The organism is Ottowia sp. (assembly GCF_046348305.1).
Lineage (GTDB): Bacteria > Pseudomonadota > Gammaproteobacteria > Burkholderiales > Burkholderiaceae_C > Ottowia.
Map to the genome: position 1 here is coordinate 42,629 of NZ_JAXMEM010000010.1, position 21,150 is coordinate 63,778.

The 21,150-nt window shown below is 69.2% G+C and carries 17 protein-coding genes; 11 read left to right on the forward strand and 6 right to left on the reverse strand.

Annotated elements, in window-relative coordinates; genetic code table 11:
• Positions 1–6: 6 nt before the first annotated feature.
• On the reverse strand, positions 7–447 hold the full coding sequence (locus U1F38_RS13085; RefSeq protein ID WP_409987516.1) for an Rrf2 family transcriptional regulator: 441 nt from the start codon (positions 445–447) through the stop codon (positions 7–9).
• Between the two features lie 128 nt (positions 448–575).
• On the opposite strand from U1F38_RS13085, the gene fdxA reads away from it, so the two are divergent.
• Together fdxA and U1F38_RS13095 are read left to right on the forward strand one after the other, a co-directional pair.
• On the forward strand, positions 576–899 hold the full coding sequence (fdxA, locus tag U1F38_RS13090; protein WP_409987517.1) for a ferredoxin FdxA: 324 nt from the start codon (positions 576–578) through the stop codon (positions 897–899).
• 43 nt (positions 900–942) lie between these two features.
• Positions 943–1,206 carry a DUF2249 domain-containing protein gene (locus U1F38_RS13095; RefSeq protein ID WP_409987518.1) on the forward strand — a complete coding sequence of 88 codons (264 nt, stop codon included), beginning with the start codon at positions 943–945 and terminating at the stop codon, positions 1,204–1,206.
• Between the two features lie 95 nt (positions 1,207–1,301).
• On the opposite strand, the gene U1F38_RS13100 is transcribed toward U1F38_RS13095, so the two are convergent.
• Positions 1,302–2,333, reverse strand: coding sequence for a hypothetical protein (locus tag U1F38_RS13100; protein ID WP_409987519.1), 1,032 nt, complete (start codon positions 2,331–2,333; stop codon positions 1,302–1,304).
• Positions 2,334–2,764: 431 nt separating this feature from the next.
• Between U1F38_RS13100 and U1F38_RS13105 the strand changes: the two genes are divergently transcribed.
• Genes U1F38_RS13105 through U1F38_RS13135 form a run of 7 tightly spaced genes read left to right on the forward strand, consistent with a single transcriptional unit; the run spans position 2,765 to position 11,697 of the window.
• Positions 2,765–4,945, forward strand: coding sequence for a 4Fe-4S binding protein (locus U1F38_RS13105; RefSeq protein WP_409987520.1), 2,181 nt, complete (start codon positions 2,765–2,767; stop codon positions 4,943–4,945).
• A 47-nt stretch (positions 4,946–4,992) separates the two neighbouring features.
• Positions 4,993–7,005, forward strand: coding sequence for a TAT-dependent nitrous-oxide reductase (gene nosZ / locus U1F38_RS13110; protein WP_409987521.1), 2,013 nt, complete (start codon positions 4,993–4,995; stop codon positions 7,003–7,005).
• Positions 6,998–8,266, forward strand: a complete 1,269-nt coding sequence (locus U1F38_RS13115) for a nitrous oxide reductase family maturation protein NosD (protein ID WP_409987522.1) — start codon at positions 6,998–7,000, stop codon at positions 8,264–8,266. The genes nosZ and U1F38_RS13115 overlap by 8 nt, the downstream gene beginning before the upstream one ends.
• Positions 8,263–9,192, forward strand: coding sequence for an ABC transporter ATP-binding protein (locus U1F38_RS13120; protein WP_409987523.1), 930 nt, complete (start codon positions 8,263–8,265; stop codon positions 9,190–9,192). The genes U1F38_RS13115 and U1F38_RS13120 overlap by 4 nt, the downstream gene beginning before the upstream one ends.
• The gene (locus U1F38_RS13125) at positions 9,189–10,013 is read left to right on the forward strand and encodes an ABC transporter permease (RefSeq protein WP_409987524.1); all 825 of its coding nucleotides are present in this window, start codon (positions 9,189–9,191) and stop codon (positions 10,011–10,013) included. Before U1F38_RS13120 ends, U1F38_RS13125 begins: the two co-directional genes overlap by 4 nt.
• A complete protein-coding gene (locus U1F38_RS13130) occupies positions 10,010–10,687 on the forward strand; it encodes a nitrous oxide reductase accessory protein NosL (RefSeq protein WP_409987525.1) in 678 nt (225 codons plus the stop codon). The genes U1F38_RS13125 and U1F38_RS13130 overlap by 4 nt, the downstream gene beginning before the upstream one ends.
• An 11-nt stretch (positions 10,688–10,698) precedes the next feature.
• Positions 10,699–11,697 carry an FAD:protein FMN transferase gene (locus U1F38_RS13135; RefSeq protein WP_409987526.1) on the forward strand — a complete coding sequence of 333 codons (999 nt, stop codon included), beginning with the start codon at positions 10,699–10,701 and terminating at the stop codon, positions 11,695–11,697.
• Positions 11,698–12,144: 447 nt separating this feature from the next.
• Here U1F38_RS13135 and U1F38_RS13140 read toward each other — a convergent pair whose 3' ends face one another.
• The 4 genes from U1F38_RS13140 to U1F38_RS13155 form a co-directional block, all read right to left on the reverse strand.
• Positions 12,145–15,231 (reverse strand): efflux RND transporter permease subunit, encoded by a 3,087-nt coding sequence (locus U1F38_RS13140; RefSeq protein WP_409987527.1) that lies wholly within the window; start codon positions 15,229–15,231, stop codon positions 12,145–12,147.
• Between the two features lie 6 nt (positions 15,232–15,237).
• Positions 15,238–16,485, reverse strand: a complete 1,248-nt coding sequence (locus U1F38_RS13145; RefSeq protein WP_409987528.1) for an efflux RND transporter periplasmic adaptor subunit — start codon at positions 16,483–16,485, stop codon at positions 15,238–15,240.
• A gap of 83 nt (positions 16,486–16,568) precedes the next feature.
• The gene (gene rnhA / locus U1F38_RS13150) at positions 16,569–16,991 is read right to left on the reverse strand and encodes a ribonuclease HI (RefSeq protein WP_409987640.1); all 423 of its coding nucleotides are present in this window, start codon (positions 16,989–16,991) and stop codon (positions 16,569–16,571) included.
• Between the two features lies 1 nt (position 16,992).
• Entirely contained in the window at positions 16,993–17,772 is a 780-nt protein-coding gene (locus tag U1F38_RS13155) for a class I SAM-dependent methyltransferase (RefSeq protein WP_409987529.1), read from the reverse strand.
• Positions 17,773–18,785: 1,013 nt separating this feature from the next.
• Here U1F38_RS13155 and gloB point away from each other — a divergent pair.
• Both gloB and U1F38_RS13165 read left to right on the forward strand, forming a co-directional pair.
• On the forward strand, positions 18,786–19,556 hold the full coding sequence (gene gloB, locus U1F38_RS13160) for a hydroxyacylglutathione hydrolase (RefSeq protein WP_409987530.1): 771 nt from the start codon (positions 18,786–18,788) through the stop codon (positions 19,554–19,556).
• Positions 19,553–21,139: a transglycosylase SLT domain-containing protein gene (locus U1F38_RS13165; protein ID WP_409987531.1), complete on the forward strand. Its 1,587-nt coding sequence runs from the start codon at positions 19,553–19,555 to the stop codon at positions 21,137–21,139. The genes gloB and U1F38_RS13165 overlap by 4 nt, the downstream gene beginning before the upstream one ends.
• The last annotated feature ends 11 nt before the right edge of the window (positions 21,140–21,150 follow it).

Sequence of the window (21,150 nt, forward strand, 5' to 3'; positions counted from 1 at the left end):
GCGCGCTCAAGACGGCGCCGCCAGCAACTCGGTCAGCGCCGCGGGCTCCTGCACCAGGTCGGCCAGGGTGTGCTTGTCCAGCTCGGCATAAAACACCTTGAAGGCGCCGCTCAGGATGCCCGACAGCTTGCACGCCGGCGCAATGCGGCAGTGGTGGCTGAGATCGACCACCATGCATTCGACATACGCGGCGCTGCCCTCGCACAGGCGCACCACCTCGCCCAGACGAATCGACTCGGCCGGCTGCCCCAGCCGCAGGCCGCCGCCCTTGCCGCGCACCGTCTGCACCCAGCCGGCACGCCCCAGCAGATGCACCACCTTGGTCAGGTGGTTGGATGAAATGCCGTAGGCGGCGGCAATCTCGTCCACCGTGGCGCGGCGATCGGCTTGCACCGCCAGGTACATCAGCACGCGCAAGGCGTAGTCGGAAAAGGTGGTGACCCGCATCGGCGAAAATCACGCCCGGGCCGCCCTGCTGGCAACGCGGACTTGCGTTGCGGGCGTGCGTGCCATGGCGTACATTAAAAGATGTATTCATTATGCATTTTTAGGACTGACTCGCAAGGTCCCTCATCATGACTTTTGTCGTTACCGAAGCCTGCATCCGCTGCAAATACACCGACTGCGTGGACGTTTGCCCCACCGACGCATTTCGCGAAGGCCCCAACTTCCTGGTGATCGAGCCCGAGGACTGCATCGACTGCGCCGTCTGCGTGCCCGAGTGCCCCGTCAACGCCATCTATGCCGACGAGGATGTGCCCAAGGACCAGCTCGACTTCATCCCGCTGAACGAAGAACTGGCCAAGGGCTGGAAGACCATCTCGCGCAAGATCCCGGCCCTGCCCGACGCCGACGAGTGGGCCAAGGTCGGGCCAAAGCGCGAGCAACTGCAACGCTGATTTTCAAACTCTGCGCCATGCAATAGGGGCGCTTTGGACAGCCATGTCAAACCCACCCGGACACGACCACACCACCCCCGAGGCCATCTACGGCTTCGACGCGCGCGGCATCGCGCGGCGCTTTCGCCACTCGGCCATCTTCGGCGCGCTGGACGCGCTGAACCCCGGCGAGACCATGCGCTTCGTCAACGACCACGACCCGATCCCGCTGCTGGGCCAGCTGCAGGCGCGCTACGGCGAAGGCGTGCACATCGAATACCGCCAGCGCTCGCCCGAGGGCGTGGTGATCGACTTCGTGCGGCAGTAGCGATCACGCGGCGCCGCTTGCGGGCGGGCGGACCGTGCGCCTGCATCTGCGGGCACCCGAGGCGCGCATGACATGGCCCGCGGCCCGGCCGCTGCTCAGGCGCGATCCGGCTGCTGCCGGCGCGCCGCCAGCAGCGAGATGCGCGCCAGCCGGGCAATGACATCGCTCATGGCCGCCGCGGCCCGCTCGAACAGGGCGCCGTCGCTGGTGCGCATGATCGCCTCCAGCGTCTCGCTGAAGGCTTCCAGCGGCTTTTGCGCCTCCACCAGCAGATGCGCCGGCTGGTCGGCCGTGGCAGCAGCAGCGCCCGCCGCGTGGCCCTGGGCCCAGCCGGCCAGCAGGGCACGCGCGTCCTGGCCACCTTCGGCGATCGACACGCGCCCGCGCGCGACCACATCGTCGTCGGCCCGATCGGCGGACGGCGCCGCCGAACCCGGGGCCGACGGCAGCATCGCCTCGAGCAAGGCCGCGCTTTCCGGGTCGCCGATCGCGCGCAACCGCGCAGCCAGCGCGCGGTGCCGGCTGGCGATGGCCGTCTCGTGCTGGGCCAGCACCTCCTCCAGCGCCTTGGGCGAGCTCACCGTCAGATCGGGCAGGCGCACCGGGCGCCGCTCCTCGTGCCAGGCGCGGCGCCGAAAGCGGCGCAGCACGCCGGCGCGGCGCAGCTGCTCGGTGCCCAGTCGCTCGGCCTCGTCCCGCACGCGGGGGTCGGCCGCGCGCGCGGCCAGATAGCTGTAGAAGGCAAAGCCGCGCTCGCGGTTGTCCACCGCCAGCGCAAAGGCGCGATACGGCGTCAGCAACGCGCTGCCAAGCGCTTCGTCCCAGGCGGTCGACAGGCTGGGCGGCAGCCGTGCGGCAAAGCTTGCCACCGCCCCGACCGGCTGGCCCAGCTGCGCGGCCCAGCGCCGCACTGTCTCGGCATGCTCGCTCGCGTGCTCGCGCAAGACCCGGAATGCCGCCGCAGTGGCGATCTCACCGCGCTGCTCCATGTGCTCGATCAGTTCGCCGTAACGGTGCACGGCCTGCTCCTCGAGGGCGTTGGCCATGCCGACGAGCTCGCGCATGCTCACCGACTCGATCTCCGGGTCATGCTGGAGCCGGGGTTGATGCAGGTTGCGTTCAGGCATGCGGTGCTCCTTGGTCTGGCGGCCACGGGCCGATTCCGGGCCTTGACGATGCCGGGGCGGACAGCGCGCACCGCCTCGGCGCGCGCGGGCGATGCGCACAACCGCGCCGGCACCGCTTTGCCCAGAGACAGCCCTTCACTTTGTAAGCCCAACAAGCACCCGGAGCACGCTCCTTCATTTGATTTTGATCAAACAACGTCAAGGTACCAGACCCACCGTTACGGGTGTTGACACTTTGATCGGGGGTCGATTTCTATACTGGCCCGAAGCTGCCATGCACCCAACCCGTCCGACGCGGACGTCTGGAGAGGCAATTGATCAAGACATTCAGACAGGCGGCGACGGCGATGCTCGTTGCTTTCCTCCTTGCCCTGCCCTGGGGAAAGGCACTGGCCCAGAGTGCGCCGACGCTGGACAGCTTTCTGAAATCCGTGCAGCCGTCTGATCTGGTGCCCGGCGCCGACCGGTTCGGGCCGACGCGGGCCGACCCGCCGGTGGCCCCCGCGTTCAAGGGCGAGCAGCTGATCGGTTACGCGTACCTGAGCTCGCAGTTCGTCAACACCAACGGCTACTCGGGCAAGCCCATCCACACCCTGGTCGGGCTCGACACCAGCGGCACCATCGTCGGCCTGCACCTGGCGGCACACAGCGAGCCGATCGTGCTGATCGGCATCCCCGAGCAGCGCATCGTCGATTCGATCAAGCCGTTCATCGGCTACAACCCGCTGAAGGCGGCAGCCGAGGGCAAGGGCCCTCCCAAGGCCGACATCGTCAGCGGCGCCACGGTGACGGTGCTGGTCATCGGCGAAGGCATCGTGCGCTCGGCGGTGCGGGTGTCGCGCCTGCTCGGCCTGGGGGGCACGGGGCCGGCAGCGGAGACGGCTGCGGCGGCACCCAAGCGTGTGATCGATTCGCAAGCCGGCGGCATCCAGAGCTGGTCCGCGCTGCTGGCCGACGGCTCCATCGCCGCGTTGCACTTGACCGTGGGCAAGGTCAACGATGCCTTCAAGGCCTCGGGCAACGCGCAGGCCATCCAGCGACCGCAAGCGGGTGCGCCAGATGACCCCTTCATCGACCTCTACGTGGCGCAGGTATCGCAGCCCGCCATCGGCCGCAGCCTGCTGGGCGAGACCGAGTTCGACGCCGTGCGGCAGATGCTGGCGCCCGGGCAACAGGCGATCCTGGTGGCGGGCGACGGCGTCTATTCCTTCAAGGGCTCGGGCTACGTGCGCGGTGGCATCTTCGACCGCATCGAGCTGGTGCAGGGCACCGAGACCATCCGCTTCACCGACCGCGGGCACCGTCGCGTCGGCGCGCTGCAGGCCGCGGGCGCGCCGAATTTCCGGGAGGTCGATGTGTTCGTCGTGCCCGAGGGCGCCGAGTTCGATCCCGCCGCGCCCTGGCGTCTGCAACTGCTGGTGCAGCGCCCCATCGGCGCGCTCGACAAGGCGTTCGTCTCGTTCGAGCTGCCCTACGACCTGCCCACGAAATACACCCGGGCCGTGACCCCACCGGCCACCCCCGCGCCGGCCCCCGCCCCGACGGCCGCCACCGCGCCGACGGCATCGGCGGCGTCAGCCGCATCCGCGACGCCCGCCGTCGCAGCCACCGGCAACGGCGTGGCGGCGCTCGACGACCTGGAAGCCGTTCCGCTGTGGCAGCGCATGTGGAAAAGCAAGATCGCCGCCATCGTCGTGCTGGGTCTGATGCTGGTGGCGTTGACGGTGATCTTCTTTTTCCAGACCTGGTTCGTGCGCCGCGAGAAGCTGTTCGACCGCGTGCGGCTCGTGTATCTGGCCATCATTCTCCTGTGGCTCGGCTGGGTGGCGCAGGCGCAGCTGTCGGTGGTCAACGTGCTGACCTTCCTCACGGCGCTGCGCGAGGGCTTTCACTGGGAGGCCTTCCTGATCGACCCGCTGATCTTCATCCTCTGGACCTCGGTGGCGGCCGCCCTGCTGTTCTGGGGCCGCGGGCCGTTCTGCGGCTGGCTGTGCCCCTTCGGCGCGCTGCAGGAACTCGCCAACCGCATCGCCAAGGCGCTGCGGGTGCCGCAGATCAAGGTACCGTGGGCCGTGCACGAGCGCCTGGTGCCCATCAAGTACATCATCTTCCTGGGCCTGTTCGGCGTTTCGCTCGGCTCGCTGGCGCTGGCCGAAATGCTGTCCGAGGTCGAACCCTTCAAGACGGCCATCATCCTGCACTTCATGCGCCAGGCCTGGTTCGTGGTCTTCGCACTGGCGGTGCTGCTGCCGGGCCTGTTCATCGAGCGGTTTTTCTGCCGCTACATGTGCCCACTCGGCGGGGCGCTGGCCATCCCGGGGCGCATGCGCCTGTTCGAGTGGCTCAAGCGCTATCGCGAATGTGGCAACCCGTGCATGCGCTGCTACCACGAATGCCCGGTCGAGGCCATTCACCCCGAAGGCCACATCAACCCGAACGAGTGCATCGGCTGCCTGCACTGCCAGGTGCTCTATCACCATGACCGCAAGTGCCCGGTGATGATCCAGAAACGCCTGAAGCGCGAAAAGCGCGAGGCCATGCAGTCGTCGACCGGCGCGGCGGTGGCCACGCAGGTGCACCGCATGAAGTCCGAATTGCCCGGTTCGGCATGACCCGGCGCTGGTTGAGCGCCACCATTGTGAGACCAAGGAGTAGCGAAATGAGCGAGGACAAATCCAGATCGGAGCATCACGACCCGAGCCGCCGCGCCGTTCTCGGAGGCGGCGTCAAGGCCGTCGCTGTCACCGCCGGGGCGGCCGCCACCGGTCTGCTCGCCGGCTGCGGCCAGGGCGAACAGGCCACGACCACCGCTGCACCGACGGCCAGCAAGCCGGCATCGCAGGCGTCGCAGGCAGCGCTGGCGCCCGCCAAGTCGGCGCTGCAGGCGGCGCTCGACCGCACCCACGTCGGCCCGGGCGAACTCGACGAGTACTACGTGTTCTTCTCCAGCGGCCAGTCGGGCGAGCTGCGCATCTACGGCCTGCCCTCGATGCGCGAGCTGATGCGCGTGCCGGTATTCAACTACGACGGCGCCACCGGCTGGGGCCTGACCAACGAAAGCCGCAAGATCCTGACCGAGGGCCTGACGCCGGAGACGCGCAAGTTTCTGCAAAAGCGCGGCGGCATCTTCCTCAACGGCGACCTGCACCACCCGCACATGTCGTTCACCGACGGCACCTACGACGGGCGCTACCTGTACATGCAGGACAAGGCCAACACGCGCGTGGCGCGCGTGCGCTGTGACGTCATGAAGTGCGACAAGATCATCGAAATCCCCAACGCCTTCAGCGCGCACGGCCTGCGCGTGCAGAAGTATCCGAAAACCGGCTACGTGTTCGTCAACGGCGAAAACCGCATCCCATCGCCCAACGACGGCACCAACGTCGACGACAAGGCCGCGTATCGCTGCTTCTTCACCGCGATCGACGGCGAGACCATGAAGATCGCCTGGCAGGTGATGGTCGATGGCAACCTCGACAACGTGGACGCCGACTACCAGGGCAAGTACGCGTTTTCCACCTGCTACAACTCGGAGCAGGGCTTCACGCTGGCCGAGATGACGGCGGCCGAACAGGACTGGGTGACGATCTTCAACATCCAGCGCATCGAGGAAGGGGTCAAGGCCGGCAAGGCCCAGATGATCAACGGCGTGCCGGTGCTCGACGGCCGCAAGAAGGACGGCAAGGATTCGCCCTACACGCGCTACGTCCCCGTGCCCAACAGCCCGCACGGCATCAACACCGCGCCCGACGGCATCCATGTCATCGCCAACGGCAAGCTGTCGCCGACCTGCACGGTGTTCGACGTGCGCCGGTTCGACGACCTGTTCGACGACAAGATCAAGCCGCGCGACGTCGTCGTCGCCGAGCCCGAGCTGGGCCTGGGGCCGCTGCACACGGCCTTCGACGGCAAGGGCAACGCCTACACGACGCTGTTCATCGACAGCCAGATCTGCAAGTGGAACATCGCCAAGGCGATCGACAAGTTCAACGGCAAGGACGCCGACCCCATCATCCAGAAGCTGGACGTGCACTACCAGCCCGGCCACAACCACACGTCGATGGGACAAACCAAGGAGGCCGACGGCAAGTGGCTGCTGTCGCTCAACAAGTTCTCCAAGGACCGCTTCCTCAACGTCGGGCCGCTGAAGCCCGAGAACGACCAGCTGATCGACATCTCGGGCGACCAGATGATCCTGGTGCACGACGGCCCCTCGTACGCCGAACCGCATGACGCGACCATCATCCACCGCTCCAAGGTCAACCCGATCAGCATCTGGAAGCGCGACGATCCGTTTTTCGCCGACGCCGTCAAGCAGGCGGCCGCTGACGGCGTGAAGCTGGAGGAAGCGGCCACGGTCATTCGCGACGGGCACAAGGTGCGCGTGTACATGTTCTCGGTGGCACCCACCTTCAGCCTGACCGACTTCAAGGTCAGGCAGGGCGACGAAGTGACGATCTACGTCACCAACCGCGACACGTTGGAGGACCTGACGCACGGCTTTGGCCTCGGCAGCTATGGCATCAATTTCGAGGTGGCGCCGCAAGCCACCGCCTCGGTCACCTTCACCGCCGACCGCCCGGGTGTCTTCTGGTACTACTGCTCCTGGTTCTGCCATGCGCTGCACATGGAGATGAAGGGGCGCATGCTGGTCGAGGCCAGGCGTGCCTGACCTGAGCTGGCGGGCTCTGGCGCCAGTGGTGCTGGGGCTGGCGGTGCTGGGCAGCGCCGGCGCCGCCCAGCACCGGGTCGAGCCGGACACGCCGCTGCAGCCGCTGATCGAGGCGGCGGCGCCGGGCGATGTGCTGCTGCTCGCGCCGGGCCGTCACGCGGGTCCGCTCGTGATCGATCGCCCGCTCGCGCTGCGCGGCGAACCAGGCGCCATCGTCGAGGGCCCGGGCACCGGCAGCGTCATCACCGTGTCGGCGCCCGACGTGCGGATCGAAGGGCTGGAAATCACCGGCTCGGGCATCGACCTGCCGGCCATGGATTCGGCCATCCTGGTGCAGCAGACGGCGCCGCGCGCGATGGTGCGCGGCAACCGGATCATGAACAACCTGTTCGGCGTCTACCTGCACGGCGCCGCCGATTCGCGGGTCGAAAGCAACGTCATCGACGGCCGCCGGGACCTGCGCCTGGCCGAGGCCGGCAACGGCGTGTCGATCTGGAACGCGCCGGGCGCCGCGATCATCGGCAACACCATCAGCCACGGGCGCGACGGCATCTACGTCAAGATCAGCCATCACAACCGCTTCGAGAACAACACCTTCTCCAGGCTGCGCTTCGCCATCCACTACATGTACACCAACGACAGCCGCATCGCCGGCAACCGCTCGCGCGGCAACCATGTCGGCTGGGCGATCATGTATTCCGAGCGCCTGGATATCGAGGACAACGTCTCCGACGACGACCGCGACCACGGCCTGCTGCTGAACTCCACCAACGACTCGCGGGTGATCGGCAACGTGGTGCGCCACGGCGGCGAAAAATGCGTCTTCGTCTACAACGCCAACAACAACCGGCTCGAGAACAACTGGTTCGAGGGCTGCCCGATCGGCATCCACTTCACCGCAGGCTCCGAGGGCAACGTGATGACCGGCAACGCCTTCGTCGCCAACCGCGTGCAGGTCAAGTACGTGGGCACACGCTTCATCGACTGGGCCGCCGGCGGGCGCGGCAACTACTGGAGCGACAACCCCGCCTTCGACCTCGACGGCGACGGCATTGCCGATCGACCCTACCGGCCCAACGACGTCATGGACGAAATTCTCTGGACGCGCCCGCAGGCCAAGCTGCTGGCCAACAGCCCGGCGGTGCAACTGGTGCGCTGGGCGCAGGCGCGCTTTCCGGCGCTCTACCCGGGCGGCGTCTTCGACAGCGCGCCGCTGATGCGCCCGGTGCGCGTGCCCAAGCCGGCCGAGCCGCTGCCATGACCCCGATCGCGCAATGGGTGGAAGTCGGCAAGCGCTACGGGCCGCTGGTCGCCGTCGAGGACGTTTCGCTGGCGCTGCGGCCGGGCGAGGTGACGGCCCTGGTCGGCCACAACGGCGCCGGCAAGACGACGCTGATCAAGCTGCTGCTGGGCCTGATCCGCCCCAGCGTCGGCCGCGTCGAGGTGCAGGGCCAGAACCCGGCCGGACGCGGTGGTGCCCAGGCGCGGCGCACGCTGGGTTTCCTGCCCGAGAACGTGGCCTTTCACGGCGCCATGACGGCGGTCGAGCTGATGGCTTTCTACGCGCGCCTGAAGGGCTGTGCGCCCGCGGGCAACGCGGACTTGCTGGCGCGTGTCGGTCTCGCCGCCGCGGCGCGGCGGCGCGTGGCCACCTATTCCAAGGGCATGCGCCAGCGCCTGGGCATCGCCCAGGCGCTGATCGGCGAGCCCCGGCTGCTGCTGTTCGACGAGCCGACCAGCGGGCTCGACCCCGCGTCGCGCGTGGAGGTGTTCGACACCATCGACAGCCTGCGCGCGGGCGGTGCGACGGTGCTGGTTTCGACGCATGCGCTGGCCGAGGTCGAGCAGCGCGTCGACCGCGTGGCAATCATGCATCGCGGCCACCTGCTGGCCGCCGGCACGCTGGCCGAGCTGCGCCACGGCGTGCGTGCCGAAGTGCGCATGCAGCTGCGCCTGCGGCCGCAGGCGGCGGCGGATGTGGCGGCCCGCCTGCCGCAAGGCCTGCGCTGCACCGCGCGTGCCGGCGGCCTGGCGATCGAGCTGCCGCGCACGCGCAAGATGGAGGTGTTGCACGCCATTGCCGGCCTGGGCGCGGAGGTTGAGGACGTGGAGATCGCCACGCCGGGACTCGAGGCGCTGTACCGCGACCTGGTCGAGGCGCGGGGCGAAGCGGGCGTGGCGGCATGAAGACGGGACTCATCGCCATGCAGGAAATCCGCGTCGGGCTGCGCAACCGCTGGGTGCTGGCCACCACCCTGCTGCTGGCGGCGCTGGCGCTGTCGCTGGTGCTGCTGGGCAGCGCACCCACCGGCACGGTCAAGGCCGACCCGCTGGCGGTGGTCATCGTCAGCCTGTCCAGCCTCACCATCTTCCTGGTGCCGCTGATTGCGCTGCTGCTGTCGTTCGACGCCATCGTCGGCGAGCACGAGCGCGGCACGCTGATGCTGCTGCTGGCCTACCCGGTGGCGCGCTGGCAGGTGGTCGTCGGCAAGGTGCTGGGGCAGGTCGTCATCCTGGCCATCGCCACGCTGATCGGTTATGGCGTGGCGGCGGCGGCGCTGTGGCTGACCTCGGCGGCGGCCCTGCAGGCCTGGGGCGGCTTTGCCGCCATGGTGCTGACCTCGGTCATGCTGGGCGCGGCCTTCGTGGCCATGGGCACGCTGGCCAGCACCCTGGTGCGCGAGCGCGCCACGGCGGCGGGCCTGGCGGTGGCCGTGTGGCTGTTCTTCGTGTTGCTCTACGACACGGCGTTGCTCGGCGTGCTGGTTGCCGATACCGGCCGCCATCTGGGCACGCAGGCGCTCGACGTGGCCCTGCTGCTCAACCCGGCCGACGTCTACCGCCTGTTCAACATGAGCGCCAGCGCCGGCGCCGCGGTCTACAGCGGCATGGCCGGGCCCGGGACCGCGACCGGCCTGCCGGCCGGTGCGCTGCTGGCGGCGTTGACGGCCTGGGTGCTGGCGCCCTTGGCGCTGGCCGTCCTCGCCTTTCAAAGGAGATCGATATGAGCGCGCGCTTCGCCTGGGCGACGGCGTGGCCATCGTCGCCCGCGCGACGCGCGTGCATGGCTGCCCTGCTGGCGGCCTGCGCTCTGCTGGCCGGCTGCGACCGGACCGAGCCCGCGGCGGCCGTGCCTGCGGCGGCCGAGCTGACCGGCGACGTCGCCTTCGAAGCCACGGGCTACTACTGCGGCATGCTGCTGGCCGACCACGCGGGCCCCAAGGGCCAGATCCACCTGGCGCAGCGCGACAAGCCGCTGTGGTTTTCGTCGGTGCGAGACACCATCGCCTTCACGCGCCTGCCCGAAGAGCCGCGCGACATCAGCGCCATCTACGTCAACGACATGGGTCGGGCCCGCGACTGGGAGCATCCCGAGGCCGGCACCTGGATCAACGCAAGCACGGCCTGGTATGTGATCGACAGCGACCGCCGTGGCGGCATGGGCGCGCCCGAGGCCATTCCCTTTGGCGAGCGCGCGGCAGCCGACGCGTTTCGACAGGCGCACGGCGGCAAGGTGCTGCGGCTCAAGGAGATTCCCGACGCCTATGTGCTGGGACCGGTCGATCTGAAGCCCGCGTCCGGCGGCGCGAGCGCGCCGGACGGCCATGCCGACCATTCGCCCACCCATTCCCGCGTGCCGCCCGCGCCCGCTGCGCCCGCATCGGGTGCGGCCCGACCCTGAAGGAGCCTGTCATGCCGCAACGTCGACGTTTTCTGGCCATTGCCGCAACCTGGAGCGCGCTCGGCCCCGCCGCCGCGATGGCCGCCCCCGCGCCGCAGCCGGTGGTCTGGAAGGGCGTGACCCTGGGCGCGCTGGCGTCAATGTCCATCGTCCACCCCGACCGTGCGCACGCCCAGGCGCTGCTGACGCGCAGCCTGGCCGAGATCGAGCGACTGGAGGGCATCTTCAGCCTCTATCGGCCCGACTCGGTGCTCTCGCGCCTGAACGCGGCGGGCCGGCTGGACGCGCCGCCGGCCGAGCTGGTCGAGCTGCTGTCGTTCAGCCTGGCGCTGGCGCGTGCCACCGACGGCGCCTTCGATCCGAGCGTGCAGCCGCTGTTCAAGACCTACCTCGAGCACTTCAGCCAGCCCGGCGCCGCCCCCGCCGGACCACCGCCCGCGCGGATCAAGCGGGCCCTGGCGTCGGTCGGCTTTGCCGACGTCGAGCTGGACAGCGACCACGTGCGCCTGCACCGGCCGGGCGCCGCGCTCACGCTCAACGGCGTCGCCCAGGGCTTCATCACCGATCGGGTCGCGTCGCTGCTGCGTGCCGGCGGCCTGGACAACGTGCTGCTCGACCTGGGCGAGGCCCGCGCCATGGGCCGGCACGCCGACGGCCAGCCCTGGCGCGCCGCCGTCCGCGACCCGGCCCACACCGAGCGCACCCTGTTCGACCTGGCGCTGGGCAACGACCGCGGCCAATGGCCGGCGCTGGCCACGTCTGGCGGCTACGGCACGGTCTTCGGCACCGACCCGCGCGTGCACCACCTGCTGGATCCGCGCAGCGGACACAGCGCCAACTACCACGCGTCGGTCTCTGTAGCCGCGCCCAATGCCACGCTGGCCGACGGCCTGTCCACCGCGCTGTGCATCGTGCCGCCCGCGCGGGCCGACGCCCTGGTGGCTGCCCATCCCGGCGTGCGCGCCTGGTTTGTCGATGGGCGCAGCCGCGTGACCGCGCGGGACACCTGAGGTCCGCCGGCCGACGAGACGCGAGGCCTTCCGGCCCCATGGCCAGCCGCCGCCGACCGCAGGCCGGCGGCAGGGCGTGCGGGGCATACATGTCGGCCCGGCCGCTGCCAACGCATGGGGCGCGGGCGCTTGATATCGCGTCCGCTCTCATTTTAATAGCTGTTGGCGCTTGGTGGAAGCCGGCGCTGGCCTTGTTTTATTCGAAACGCAAAGGGAAGAAGAAAGCCGTGGGGCCGGCGCGGGCGTTTCTGGCCGCGCTTGACGCGCCTTCCCGGCCGGGTGCCCTCAGAGGTTGAGAGTTTTTTGGACGTGCTCGAGGAGCGCGTCAAAACGCGGCCAATCGAGACGCAAAGCGCAGTCGTAGCTTGAGCTACGGCGAGTATTTGCAACGACGAGTGGGCGTGTTTTGGCGTGATCAGCGGGCATGGGCAAAAGACTCTCAATCTCTCAGTCGTGCGCCGCCGACGGCGCGAGCACGGGCTCGGTGATGGCGCCCGGCACGCGCCGGCGCGCCAGCAGCGAATACACGGTGGGCACCACGAACACCGTCAGCAAGGTGCCCAGGCTCATGCCGCCGACGATGACCCAGCCGATCTGGCGGCGGCTTTCGGCGCCCGCGCCGGTGGCCAGCGCCAGCGGCAGCGCGCCCAGCACCATGGCGCCGGTGGTCATCAAAATCGGCCGCAGGCGCTGGCTGCTGGCGTGCACCAGAGCCGCAAGCATGGGCTCGCCGCGCTGGCGCAGCTGGTTGGTGAACTCGACAATCAAAATACCGTGCTTGGTGACCAGGCCCACCAGGGTGATCAGCCCGATCTGCGAGTACACGTTGAGCGAGCCGCCACTCCACTTGAGCGCCAGCAGCGCGCCGATCATCGACAGCGGCACCGACAGCATGATGACCAGCGGATCGACGAAGCTCTCGAACTGCGCGGCCAGCACCAGGAAAATGAACAGCAGCGCCAGCACGAAAACGATCATCAGCGCGCCCTGCGAGGAGCGGAACTCGCGCGAGATGCCGTTGAGGTCGGTGGTGGCGCCACCCTTGAGCACCCGGTCCGACGTCTGCTGCAGGAACGCCAGCGCCTCGCCCAGCGAATAGTCGGGCGCCAGATTGGCCGTGAGCGTGGCCGAGCGGCGCTGGCCGAAGTGGTTGAGCTCGCGCGGCGACACGCTCTCGCGCACGCTGACCAGCGCCGACAGCGGCACCATCGAATCGACCCCGCCCTTGCTGGCACGCAGCTGGATGCGGTCAATGTCCTCGGGCGTATTGCGCCCCAGCGCCGAGGTCTGCACGATCACGTCGTACTGCTCAGCGTCGCGCTTGTAGCGCGTGACCACGCGCCCGCCCAGCATGGTCTCGATGGCGCGCGCCACGGCATCCACGCCCACGCCCAGATCGGCCGCGCGCTCGCGGTCCACCTCCACGCGCAGCTCGGGCTTGGACAGACGCAAGTCCAGGTCGGGCGCGACAAAGCCGGGGTTCTTGCCCACCTCGTCCATGAGCTGGCGCATCATCCGGTTCAGGTCGGCATAGCTGTCGGAGGTCTGCACCACGAAATTGACCGGGCGCTCGCGAAAGCCCTGGCCCAACGAGGGCGGCGTGATCGGAAAGGCCGTCACCCCCGCGATGCGGTTGAAGCGCGGTTGCAGCTCGCGTGCAATGTCCAGCGTGGAGCGCTGGCGCTCGCTCCAGTCCACCGCGCGGTACACCACGCTGCCCTGCGACACCGAGGGATTGCCGATGCTGGCGAAGATGCGGTCGAACTCGGGGTACTGCTCGCCGATGCGCTCCAGCTCGCGCGCATAGCGGTCGGTAAAGTCCAGCGTGGCGCCGTCAGGGGCGTTGATGTTGGCCAGGATCACGCCGCGGTCTTCCAGCGGCGACAGCTCTTGCCGCATGCCGGGATACACCAGGGCAATGGCCGCGGCGCAGCCCAGCATCACCAGCAGCACCAGCCAGCGCCACCGCGTGAGCACCCGGCGCAGCAGCCGCGCGTAGCCGTCGGCCAGCGCGGTCAGCCACTGCTCCATCGTGCGGTCAAACCAGCCCGGACTGGGGTTGTGGCGCAGCAGCTTGGAGCACAGCATGGGCGAGAGCGTGAGCGCCACGAAGCCCGACACCAGCACGGCGCCGGCCAGCGCCAGCGCGAACTCGACGAACAGCCGCCCGGTGCGCCCGGGCGTGAAGGCCAGCGGCGCGAACACCGCCGCCAACGTGAGCGTCATGGCGACGATGGCAAAGCTGATCTCGCGCGCGCCGTGGATGGCGGCGGCAAAAGGCGCCATGCCCTCCTCGATGTGGCGGTAGATGTTCTCCAGCATCACGATGGCGTCGTCCACCACCAGGCCGATGGCCAGCACCAGCGCCAGCAAGGTCAGCGTGTTGATCGAGAAGCCCGCCAGCGCCATCAGGCCAAACGCGCCGATCAGGCTGACCGGGATGGTGATGATGGGAATGATGGAGGCGCGCACCGTGCGCAGGAACACGAAGATCACCAGGGCCACCAGCACGATGGCCTCGACGATGGTCGAATACACGCTCTTGACCGCGCGGTCGATGAACACCGAGTTGTCGTTGGCGATGTCGATCTTGACGTCGGGCGGCAAGTCCTGCTGCAGGCGCGGCAGCATGGCCTGCACGCCCCTGGACAGCTCCAGCGGGTTGGCCGTGGCCTGGCGGATCACTCCGGCGGAGATTGACGGACGCCCGTTCAGGCGCACGGCGCTGCGCTCGTCGGCGGCACCCTCTTCCACCCGCCCCACGTCGCGGATGCGCACCGGAAAGCCGCTCACGCTGCGCACCACGATGTCGGCAAACTGCGCGGGTGTCAGCAGGTCGGTCTGCGAGGTGACGGAGAACTCGCGCTGCTGCGACTCGATGCGCCCCGCCGGCAGCTCCAGGTTGCTGCGGCGGATGGCGTCCTCCACGTCCTGCGTGGTCAGCCTGTAGCCCGCCAACCGGTCGGCGTCCAGCCACACGCGCATGGCGTACTTGCGCTCGCCGAAGATGCGCACGTCGGCCACGCCGGTCACCGTCTGCAGCCGGGCCTTGACGATGCGGTTGACCAGGTCGTTGATCTCCAGCGGCCCGCGCGTGTCGCTGGAGAAGGCCAGCCAGATCACCGGAAAGGCATCGGCCTCGACCTTGGCGATCACCGGCTCGTCGATGGCCTGCGGCAGCTTGTTGCGCACGCGCGAGACGCGGTCGCGCACCTCGGCCGCGGCCGTGTCGGCGTCTTTTTCGAGCCGAAAGCGCACGCTGATCTGCGCCTGCTCGGGGCGGCTGATGGAAGTCAGCACGTCCACCGCGTCGATGCCGGCAATCGAGTCTTCCAGCGGCTTGGTCACCTGAGTCTCGATCACCTCGGCCGAGGCGCCGGCGTAGCGCACGCTCACGGTCACCACCGGCTCGTCGATCTTGGGGTATTCGCGCACCGACAGGCGCGTGTAGCTCACCGCGCCCACCAGCAGGATCAGCAGCGACAGCACGGTGGCGAACACCGGGCGGCGAATCGACAGCTCGCTCAGTTGCATGACGGGTCAGGAGCGGGCCGGCAGGTCGCAGGGGTTCTGGCCCGGCAGTACCGGCGCCATCGGCAAGGCGGCCGCATCGGCGGGTCGCGCCGCCGACGCACCGGACGCCGGCCCATCGGCTGGCGCCGCCACCGGCTCGCTCACGCGCAGCAGCGCGCCGTCGCCCTGAATGCGCTGCTGGCCGGCGGTGACGACCCGCTCGCCCTCAGCCAGCCCGCGCACCACCTCGACCTGCCCGCCCCGGCGCGTGCCCGTTTGCACGTCCACCCGCTCGCTGCGCCAGGCCGGCGCACCCTCGGGCCCTTCGGTCTTGATCAGGCGAATCACGCTCTGGCGCCCGCCCTGCGAGACCACCGCCTGCTCGGGGATCATCAGGGCCTGCCGGTCCTCGCCCAGGCGCGTGGCCACGCGCGCGAACATGCCGGGGCGCAAGTCCAGGCGCCGGTTGTCGATGCAGCCGCGCACGTTCAGGCTGCGGCCGTTGGCGTCGATCAGCGGATCCACCGCCTGCACCACGGCGGCAAAGGCGCGATCCGGCAGCGCCTCGACCTGCACGCGCACCCCCTGGCCCGGCCGCACGCGCGCCTGCCAGCGCTCGGGCAGGCGAAAGTCCACGTACATCGCGTTCATGTCCTCCAGGTTGACGATGTCGGCGCCGTCCTTCAGGTAGTCGCCCACGCTGATGTTGCGCAGGCCCGTCACGCCGTCGAACGGCGCCAGCACGCGCAGGCGCGCCACCGTGGCGCGCGCCAGCTCGGCCTTGGCCTGCGCCACCTTGACGGCGGCCGCGCTTTCGTCCAGGCCGCGCTGGCTGATGAAACCTTGCGCCACCAGCTCGCTGTTGCGCTTGTGGTTGGCCTCGGCAATCGACAGCTCGGCCAGCGCTTGTTGCAACTGCGCCTGTTGCAAGCGGTCGTCCAACTGCACCAGCAGCTGGCCCTTGGCAACCTTCTGCCCATCTCGAAAAGCAATGTGCAGCACGCGCGCGCTGACCTCGGCGCGCACCATCGTCCCCTGGCGCGAGCGCAGCGAGCCCACCGCCTCGACGTCATCGGCCACCGCCTGCCGACGCGCCGCAGCGGCTTCGACCGCCACCGCCGGCCCTGCCCCACGCGCCGACGCGGCGGCGGGTGCGCCCTTGACCTCGGCCGTGCCGGGCGCGCGTGTCCCCACGGGCGCGCGCTGCAGCCACCACGCCGCGCCCACGGCGCCGGCCAGCGCCACCACGGCAATGACAGAAGTCGCAGTCTTCAAGATCGGCTCATCTCCGGCGCGGCGCAGACGTTGCGCCAAAACTTTCAAAATGTAGCATCTGCCGACCCGTCCGAGCCGGTTTTTCAGTTGTAACGCACGCCGCGGTTGGCCAGCGCGTCGGCGCGCTCGTTGCCCTCGTGGCCGGCGTGGCCGCGCACCCAGTGCCAGTCGATGCGATGGCCGCTGCCGGCAACCAGTGCGTCCAGGCGCTGCCACAGATCCACGTTCTTCACCGGCTGGCCGGTGGAGGTGCGCCAGCCCTTGGCCTTCCAGCCCTTGATCCAGCTGGTGATGCCCTGGCGCACGTACTGGCTGTCCAGGTACAGCGCCACCTGGCAGGGGCGCTTGAGCGCCGACAGGCCCTCGATCACCGCGGTCAGCTCCATGCGGTTGTTGGTGGTCAGCGGCTCGCCGCCGCACAACTCCTTTTCGTGGCCGGGCGAGCGCAGCAGCACGCCCCAGCCGCCGGGGCCCGGATTGCCCTTGCAGGCGCCGTCGGTGTACATCTCAATGCGATCCAAGATTGTTTTCCTTGTGCTGGCCGGTCGGCTTCACGCGTCCGGCAACGGAGGGTTGCTTGCCCACGCTGGCGGCCATCTTGCGCCAGCTCTGGCCGATCAGCAGCGGCCCGCGCACGCGCTTGACGGCCACGATGCAGTACGTGGCCCCCAGAATCGGCCACCAGCGCTCGCCCAGCCGCTCCAGCCAGCCAAAGCGCGCCAGCGCGCCGGCGCCGCGCACGGCTGGCTGGTAGCAGCCGAACTCGGCCGACTCCAGTTCGAACTCCAGCAGCCGCAGCCAGTCGCGCAGTCGCGCGGGGCTGATGAACTCGCCGGCGGCAGGCAGGTACGGCCGGCCGCCCAGCCAGCGCGCCCGCCACTGGCGCCAGCCCCACAGGCTGACCGGGTTGAAACCGGTGATCGCCACGCGCCCTTCCGCCACCAGCACGCGCTGCACCTCGCGCAGGCTGGCGTGCGGATCCTCGCTGAACTCCAGCGTGTGGGGCAGCACCACCAGGTCCAGGCTGGCCTCGGCGAACGGCAGGGCACGGCTGTCCGCGACCAGCGCCGGGCGGCGCTCGTCCACGTCATCCGCCGGCAACGGCGTCTCGCGGGCCAGCCAACGGTGCGGCATGCGGTTGGCCCCCAGCGCGTCGATGTCCGCCAGCCCGAGCTGCAAGGCGTGATAGCCAAACACATCCGTCAGTGCCTCATCCAGCCGTGCGCGCTCCCAGGCCAGCACCTGCTGACCAGGGGGCGTCTGAAACCAGTCCTGCAGATCACCCATGGCGGGCCGACCTTGCTTCCTGGCCCCTTCGGGGAGGGGACTGGGGTGAGGTGCCGCGGGAGTTGGATGCACCCTCCGCGCAGGACTGCGCCCGGCTTCGCTCCCTCGCCCCTCTGGGGAGAGGGCCGGGGTGAGGGGCCGCTGGCGTTGGATTGTTCGCTGTTGTTTGCTTCTTCTGTGGTTCTGCATGCGCCTGCTGGCCGGGATATGCGCCCGGCGGCGCACCTACTTTTCTTTTCGTCGCCAAAGAAAAGTAGGCAAAAGAAAGGCGACCCCACTGGCCGTGTCCCTTCGCTTCGCTGCGGGCAGCCTGCGATGCTCGCGCGCGGGGCGGTGCTGCGGAACTCGCTTTGTTCGCTGCGCTCACGCCGCTCAGACAACCGCAGCAAGTCAGATCACGATGCATGGGCATGCTGCGCTGCCCATGCCCGCCCCACGCCCTGCGCTTCTCGGCACGGCCAGAGGGGAGTTGAACTCCAACACGGGCCATCGCTGCGCTCGGCCCCGCGAACAGCCAAACCCGGGGCCGAGCGCAGCGATGGCCCGTGTGGTTTTTCCACCCCCTTGAGGCTGCGCCTGCGGCGCGGCGCTTGCGGGGTGGCGCGTGCACCGCAGGATGCACGCGCTTCGTGGACTGGCTCGCCGCGGTTGTCTGAACGGAGCGCGCCAGCGCGCAGTGAGTTCTGCGGCGCACCCCGCAAGCGTTGCGGCGCAGGTTTGCCCCGCAGCGAAGCGCAGGGGTCGCAGACGTGGGGGTCGCTTTCTTTGGTTCCTTTCTTTGGCGAGTCAAAGAAAGGAACTGCGCCGCCGGGCGCACATCCCGGCCAGCGACAGCATGCAGAGGCAGCCACGAAGCAAACGACGTCGACGATTCCAACGCCAGAAGACCCCTCACCCCCACCCTCTCCCCAAAGGGGCGAGGAAGCAAGACAGGGGCGCAGGCCGGACATGGGCTCGAACCCTGCACCCGCCCGCCTGGCCTCATCCCCGATGGTGAATAAAATCCGCTCTTCATGAATCTGATCGCCCTGCCCGCTTTCGAGGACAACTACTTGTGGCTGCTGCACGACGGGCAGCGCGCGCTGGTGGTGGATCCGGGGGACGCTGCGCCGGTGCAGGAGGCGCTTGGCCGCCTCGGTTTGCGGTTGCACGGCATTCTAGTCACGCACCACCACGGCGACCACACGGGCGGCGTGGCGGCGCTGCGCGAGGCCACCGGCGCCGTCGTGTACGGCCCGGCGACCGAGCGCATCCCCGCGCCGTACCAGGCCCTGCGCGGTGGGCAGACCGTGAACGTGCTGGGCATCGACTGGCAGGTCATCGACGTGCCGGGCCACACCGCCGGCCACATCGCCTACTTCGCCGCGGCGGTGGACGGCGTGCCGCTGCTGTTTTGCGGCGACACGCTGTTTTCGGGTGGCTGCGGACGGATTTTCGAAGGCACGCCGGCGCAGATGCTGGCCTCGCTGGGCGCGCTGGCCGCGCTGCCGCCCGCCACCCGGGTGTGCTGTGCCCATGAATACACCTTGTCCAACCTGCGTTTTGCCCAGGCGGTGGAACCGGGCAACGCCGAGCTGATCGGATACACCCGCCGGTGCCAAGCGCTGCGCGAACAGAATCGGCCCACGCTGCCCTCCACCATCGGCACCGAGCGGGCCATCAACCCTTTCTTGCGCAGCCGCCAACCGGCGATCGCCAAGGCCGTGCGGGCGCATGCGCCGTCCGCCAATGACGAAGTCGCGGTGTTTGCCGCGCTTCGCGAATGGAAGAACACGTTTCGATGAAACTCCTGCATGTGCTGGCGCTGGGCGCCTGCGTCTGGCTCGCCGGTTGCGCGGCCCCTCAAAAACCTTCGGCCGACAACACCGCCGGCGCGCCTGCATCGCCCACCATCGTCAACGGCACGGCCGGCGCCATGCCCGCGGTTGCCGTCACCGAACTGCCGTCCTCCAAGGTTGCCCCGCTGGCCGCGCCCAAGGACCTGTGGGAGCGCATTCGCCGCGGCTTTGCCATGCCGGACCTGGACACCGACCTCGTACGCAAGCAGGAGGAATGGTATGTGGCGCGTCCCGACTACATCGAGCGCATGGCCGAGCGCTCGCGCATGTACATCTTTCACGTGGTCGAGGAGCTGGAGCTGCGCGGCATGCCGACCGAGTTGGCTCTGCTGCCCTACATCGAGTCAGCCTTCAACCCGCAAGCGATTTCGAGCGCCAAGGCAGCCGGGCTGTGGCAGTTCATGCCAGGCACCGGGCGCGACTTTCAGCTGACGCAAAACGTGCTGCGCGACGACCGCCGCAGCGTGCTGCAGTCCACCCGCGCGGCGCTGGACTACCTGCAAATGCTGCATGACATGTTCGGCGACTGGCACCTGGCGCTGGCCGCCTACAACTGGGGCCAGGGCAACGTCAGCAAGGCGATCGCGCGCAACAAGTCCGCCGGCCTTCCCGCCGGCTACCTGGACTTGAACATGCCGGCCGAAACGCGCAACTACGTGCCCAAGCTGCAGGCGGTCAAGAACATCATCGCCCGCCCCGAAGCCTTCGGCACCGTGCTGCCGCTGATCGGCAACCACCCCTTCTTCGACACCGTGGAGATCACGCGCGACATCGACGTCGAGATGGCGGCGCGCCTGGCCGAGGTGCGGCTGGAAGATTTCAAGGCGCTGAACCCCTCGCAGCGCAAGCCCATCATCTTTGCCGCCGGCACGCCGCAGGTGCTGCTGCCCTGGGACAACGCGGCCATCTTCAACAAGAACCTGGCCGCAGCCGACCCGACCACGCTGGCCTCGTGGACCGCCTGGGTGGCGCCGTCCACCATGCCCACGCGCGAAGCCGCCCAGCGCGTGAACATGGACGAGAACGATCTGCGCCAGCTCAACGGCGTGCCCAAGGGCATGGTCATCAAGCAGGGCTCCACGCTGGTGGTGCCACGCAATGGCCAGACGCCCGCCGCGGTCGCCTCCAGCGTGGTCAACAACGCCCAGGTGGCCTTCACGCCCGAAGTGGTGCTGCGCCGCACCGTGGTGCGTGCACGCAAGGGCGACACCATCGCCCGCGTGGCCGCGCGCTACGACTTGCCGGCCGGCACGGTGGCGGGCTGGAACAAGAGCAACGCCGGCGCCGCGCTCAAGGCCGGCCATGCGGTGGTGGTGTACCTGCCGGTGCGCGCCAGCAGCGCCGCGGCCAGCGAATCAGCGCGCCACCGCACCACGTCCCGGGCCTCGGCGCCCCCGTCCCGCAACGCCCATGCCGGCAAGGCCCGCGCCGGCGCCAGTCCCACCAAGGCACCAGCCCGCAAGGCTGCGCCGGCACGCGCCACCGTCAAGGCCGCCCCGGCACGCGCGCCGCAGAAAAAGCACCGTTGAGAGCAGCAGCG

Excerpts from the sequence above, each read along its gene's own strand:
- U1F38_RS13085 (WP_409987516.1), bottom strand. The coding sequence starts at position 447 with ATGCGGGTCACCACCTTTTCCGACTACGCCTTGCGCGTGCTGATGTAC.
- fdxA (WP_409987517.1), top strand. The coding sequence starts at position 576 with ATGACTTTTGTCGTTACCGAAGCCTGCATCCGCTGCAAATACACCGAC.
- U1F38_RS13095 (WP_409987518.1), top strand. The coding sequence starts at position 943 with ATGTCAAACCCACCCGGACACGACCACACCACCCCCGAGGCCATCTAC.
- U1F38_RS13100 (WP_409987519.1), bottom strand. The coding sequence starts at position 2,333 with ATGCCTGAACGCAACCTGCATCAACCCCGGCTCCAGCATGACCCGGAG.
- nosZ (WP_409987521.1), top strand. The coding sequence starts at position 4,993 with ATGAGCGAGGACAAATCCAGATCGGAGCATCACGACCCGAGCCGCCGC.
- U1F38_RS13120 (WP_409987523.1), top strand. The coding sequence starts at position 8,263 with ATGACCCCGATCGCGCAATGGGTGGAAGTCGGCAAGCGCTACGGGCCG.
- U1F38_RS13125 (WP_409987524.1), top strand. The coding sequence starts at position 9,189 with ATGAAGACGGGACTCATCGCCATGCAGGAAATCCGCGTCGGGCTGCGC.
- U1F38_RS13130 (WP_409987525.1), top strand. The coding sequence starts at position 10,010 with ATGAGCGCGCGCTTCGCCTGGGCGACGGCGTGGCCATCGTCGCCCGCG.
- U1F38_RS13135 (WP_409987526.1), top strand. The coding sequence starts at position 10,699 with ATGCCGCAACGTCGACGTTTTCTGGCCATTGCCGCAACCTGGAGCGCG.
- U1F38_RS13140 (WP_409987527.1), bottom strand. The coding sequence starts at position 15,231 with ATGCAACTGAGCGAGCTGTCGATTCGCCGCCCGGTGTTCGCCACCGTG.
- rnhA (WP_409987640.1), bottom strand. The coding sequence starts at position 16,991 with ATGTACACCGACGGCGCCTGCAAGGGCAATCCGGGCCCCGGCGGCTGG.
- U1F38_RS13155 (WP_409987529.1), bottom strand. The coding sequence starts at position 17,772 with ATGGGTGATCTGCAGGACTGGTTTCAGACGCCCCCTGGTCAGCAGGTG.
- gloB (WP_409987530.1), top strand. The coding sequence starts at position 18,786 with ATGAATCTGATCGCCCTGCCCGCTTTCGAGGACAACTACTTGTGGCTG.
- U1F38_RS13165 (WP_409987531.1), top strand. The coding sequence starts at position 19,553 with ATGAAACTCCTGCATGTGCTGGCGCTGGGCGCCTGCGTCTGGCTCGCC.